Here is a 3,651-nt window from a genome sequence, read left to right on the forward strand (position 1 = left end):
ACTGGAACGTCGTATGCGGTACGCAGTGAGCCGAAATATGTCAGTGGCACTGACCCAACGGGCCCAGCGAACGCCAAAACGTAACACACTGGGAATGCCAGAAACCCTCCCGACGCATGAATCAACCGCCAGCGCCGGATCGCACACTGAACCGCGCGGCATGTCATTCGAACGCTTTACCCGTTTCCCCAAAGAAGGAGCCCGACCATGATGAAGAACCAACTCGCCGGCTTGATGAAGCAAGCTCAGCAAATGCAGGACAACATGAAGAAGATGCAGGACGAACTCGCCCTCATCGAAGTGGAAGGCCAATCGGGCGCGGGCCTCGTGAAAGTGACGATGACCTGCAAGAACGACGTGCGCCGGGTATCGATCGATCCGAGCCTGCTCGCAGACGACAAGGACATGCTGGAAGACCTCGTCGCCGCCGCGTTCAACGACGCTGTGCGTAAAGCCGAAGCGACTTCGCAGCAAAAAATGAGCGGCATGACGGCCGGCATGCCAATGCCGCCGGGTTTCAAGCTGCCGTTCTAAGCACGATAAACAAGAAAAGAGAGCACACGGCCATCGCATGAAACAGCCATCTGCCTTGTCGGCACTCGTCGAAGCGTTGCGCGCGCTGCCGGGCGTCGGTCCGAAATCGGCGCAGCGCATGGCTTATCACCTGATGCAGCACGATCGTCCTGGTGCAGAAAAGCTGGGCCGTTCGCTGATATTCGCGACGGAGCATCTGAAGCATTGCGACAAGTGCAACACGTTCACGGAAGCCGATCTCTGCGAAGTGTGCATCGATCCCGAGCGCGATCCCGCGCTGCTGTGCGTGGTTGAAACGCCCGCCGACCAGATCATGCTTGAGCAGACGCTGACTTATCGCGGATTGTATTTCGTGCTGATGGGGCGACTGAGTCCGCTCGATGGTATCGGCCCGAAGGAGATTCATTTCGACAGGCTGATCCAGCGCGCGACGGACGGACTCGTGACGGAAATCGTGCTGGCGACCAACTTCACGAACGAGGGCGAAGCGACCGCGCATTATCTGGCTCAGACGCTTAAGGCGAAGGGCCTGAAAGTGACACGGCTTGCTCGCGGTGTCCCCGTTGGCGGTGAACTTGAATATGTGGACGCCGGCACGATCGCCCGGGCGATGCTGGATCGGCGCTCGGTTTGAACGAAGTCGAAGGTACGAAAATGACCGAAGCAGAAGCACTGGCGCTCGCCACGCACCGGCACTACAAGGGCGGGCTGTATCGTGTAATCGGCGTCGCGCGGCACTCGGAGACGGAAGAACCAATGATCGTCTACGAGCACCTGTGGCCGCACGAATACGGCTTGTGGGTGCGTCCCGCAGAAATGTTCAACGACACGCTCGCCGACGGTTCGCCGCGATTCAAGGCGCTTGAGATTCCGCTGTAATCGCGCGTTGAATTCACCAAGAGAATGGGAGGCAGGATGAGCGCATCTACAGGACCGCTCGCCGGTGTCAAGGTCCTCGAACTCGGCACGCTGATCGCCGGGCCGTTCGCCGCGCGTTTCATGGGCGAGTTCGGCGCCGACGTGATCAAGATCGAAGATCCGAATGGCGGCGATCCGCTGCGCAAATGGCGCAAGCTCTATCCGGAAGTCGGCGGAACGTCGCTCTGGTGGGCCGTCCAGGCGCGCAACAAGAAATCGGTAACCGTCAATCTGAAGGCCGAAGAGGGCAAGGAGATCGTGCGGCGGCTGGCGAAGGAAGCCGATATCGTCGTGGAGAATTTTCGCCCAGGCCTGCTCGAAAAACTCGGGCTCGGCTATGAGGTTCTCGCGGCCGAGAACCCCGGCCTTGTCATGGTGCGTCTCTCGGGATATGGGCAGACGGGGCCGTATCGTGATCGGCCAGGCTTTGGTGCGATAGCGGAATCGATGGGCGGGCTGCGTCACATCACGGGCTATCCCGATCTGCCGCCGCCGCGAATCGGCATTTCCATCGGCGACTCGATTGCGGCGCTTCACGGCGTAATCGGCGCATTGATGGCGCTGCATCATCGCAAGGTGAACGGCGGAAAAGGCCAGGTGGTCGATGTCGCGCTCTACGAAGCCGTCTTCAACATGATGGAAAGCGTGGTGCCGGAGTACGGCGTGTACGGCATGGTACGCGAGCGTACGGGTGCGTCGCTGCCCGGCATCGTGCCCTCGAATACGTATCCGTGCCGGGACGGCAGTATCGTGATCGGCGGCAACAGCGACCCGATTTTCAAGCGGCTAATGCTGGCGATACAACGCGAGGACCTGGCCAACGATCCCACGCTCGCGTCAAACGACGGTCGCGTGCCGCGTACGCAGGAAATCGACGACGCGATCCGCGTGTGGCTGTGTACGCGCTCCATCGACGAAGCGCTTGCCGTACTCAACGCCGCCGACGTACCGGCTGGCCGAATCTATAGCGTGGCCGACATGTTCACCGATCCTCAGTATCTCGCGCGCCAGATGCTGCAGCGTTTTCCTTGGGTAGACGGCCGTGAGATTACGCTGCCCAACGTGACGCCAAAGATGTCCGAGACGCCTGGTGCAACGCGCTGGCTCGGCCCGCAACTGGGTGAACACACCGACGAAGTCCTGCAATCGCTCGGGTATGAGCCTGACGAGATCGCGCGGTTGCGGGCCAGCAAAGCCGTTTGAGCTTTTGATCTTTCATGCGCGAGCGATACCGACAGGCCTTGAGCAAACGCTTCACGCCTGCTCCGCGGATGCTTGGGCCTCAAGGCTCAATCACAATCTTCCCCGATACCCGGCGGTTTGCCATATCGTTCAAAGCTTCGGCGGTTCGATCAAGGGAATAACGCTTCGTAACGTGCGGCCGCAACCGGCCTTCCTTGATCCATCCGAATATCTGTTCGAACCCCGCGCGGGCAAGTTCAGGCTCGCGCTGGATATGTTGCCCCCAGAACACACCGACAATGCTCGCACCCTTGAGCAGCGCCAGGTTCAGTGGCAGTTTTGGAATCTCACCGTTCGCAAAGCCGACGACCAGGTAGCGCCCGCGCCATCCGATGCTTCGAAACGCGGGTTCCGCATACTCCCCGCCGACTGGATCGTAAATGACATCAGGCCCACGGCCGCCAGTCAATTCCTTAACGCGGTCGCGCAGGTTTTCGCTCGAATAGTCGATGGTGGCGTCCGCGCCGTGCTCCCTGCACAAAGCCAGCTTTTCAGCGCTCGATGCCGCCGCGATCACCCGCGCGCCCAGCGCCTTGCCGATCTCGACTGCCGCCAGTCCGACGCCGCCCGCCGCGCCAAGCACCAGCATGGTTTCACCCTTTAGAAGCGCACCCCGGTCGACGACCGCATGGTGCGACGTGCCATAAGCCAGCGTGATCGCGGCGGCGCTCGCGAAATCGATGGCATCGGGCAACGGCATGCATGCCGATTCGGCTGCGATGGCCTGCTCGGCAAATGCTCCTTGCGCCGTATAGGCCGCAACCCGCATGCCGACCTGAAGGTGCTTGACGTTTGCGCCCACTTCTCGGACCACGCCGGCGAATTCCGCTCCGGGCGTGAATGGCAGATCGGGTTTGGTCTGGTATTTGTTCTGAATCACGAGCACGTCTGGGAAATTCACGCTCGCCGCGTGCACGTCGATCACCACTTCGCCGGGACCGGGATGTAGGTCGGGCA

The 3,651-nt window shown here is 60.9% G+C and carries 5 protein-coding genes; 4 read left to right on the plus strand and 1 reads right to left on the minus strand.

What is annotated here, in order from left to right:
* The first annotated feature begins 207 nt into the window (after positions 1–207).
* Genes WCA53_RS13295 through WCA53_RS13310 form a run of 4 tightly spaced genes read left to right on the plus strand, consistent with a single transcriptional unit; the run spans position 208 to position 2,655 of the window.
* Positions 208–534 carry a YbaB/EbfC family nucleoid-associated protein gene (locus WCA53_RS13295; RefSeq protein ID WP_423910697.1) on the plus strand — a complete coding sequence of 109 codons (327 nt, stop codon included), beginning with the start codon at positions 208–210 and terminating at the stop codon, positions 532–534.
* A 37-nt stretch (positions 535–571) separates the two neighbouring features.
* Entirely contained in the window at positions 572–1,168 is a 597-nt protein-coding gene (recR, locus tag WCA53_RS13300; RefSeq protein ID WP_423910700.1) for a recombination mediator RecR, read from the plus strand.
* Between the two features lie 20 nt (positions 1,169–1,188).
* The gene (locus WCA53_RS13305) at positions 1,189–1,413 is read left to right on the plus strand and encodes a DUF1653 domain-containing protein (protein ID WP_423910713.1); all 225 of its coding nucleotides are present in this window, start codon (positions 1,189–1,191) and stop codon (positions 1,411–1,413) included.
* A 36-nt stretch (positions 1,414–1,449) separates the two neighbouring features.
* Entirely contained in the window at positions 1,450–2,655 is a 1,206-nt protein-coding gene (locus tag WCA53_RS13310) for a CaiB/BaiF CoA transferase family protein (protein ID WP_423910705.1), read from the plus strand.
* A gap of 79 nt (positions 2,656–2,734) precedes the next feature.
* On the opposite strand, the gene WCA53_RS13315 is transcribed toward WCA53_RS13310, so the two are convergent.
* Positions 2,735–3,651: NADPH:quinone oxidoreductase family protein (locus tag WCA53_RS13315; RefSeq protein WP_423910710.1), on the minus strand; the 917-nt coding region annotated here is incomplete at its 5' end.

Source organism: Caballeronia sp. (assembly GCF_049581465.1).
Classification (GTDB): Bacteria; Pseudomonadota; Gammaproteobacteria; order Burkholderiales; family Burkholderiaceae; genus Caballeronia.

Bases quoted from the DNA above. Each gene is read 5' to 3' on its own strand.
- WCA53_RS13295 (WP_423910697.1), top strand. From the start codon at position 208: ATGATGAAGAACCAACTCGCCGGCTTGATGAAGCAAGCTCAGCAAATG.
- recR (WP_423910700.1), top strand. From the start codon at position 572: ATGAAACAGCCATCTGCCTTGTCGGCACTCGTCGAAGCGTTGCGCGCG.
- WCA53_RS13305 (WP_423910713.1), top strand. From the start codon at position 1,189: ATGACCGAAGCAGAAGCACTGGCGCTCGCCACGCACCGGCACTACAAG.
- WCA53_RS13310 (WP_423910705.1), top strand. From the start codon at position 1,450: ATGAGCGCATCTACAGGACCGCTCGCCGGTGTCAAGGTCCTCGAACTC.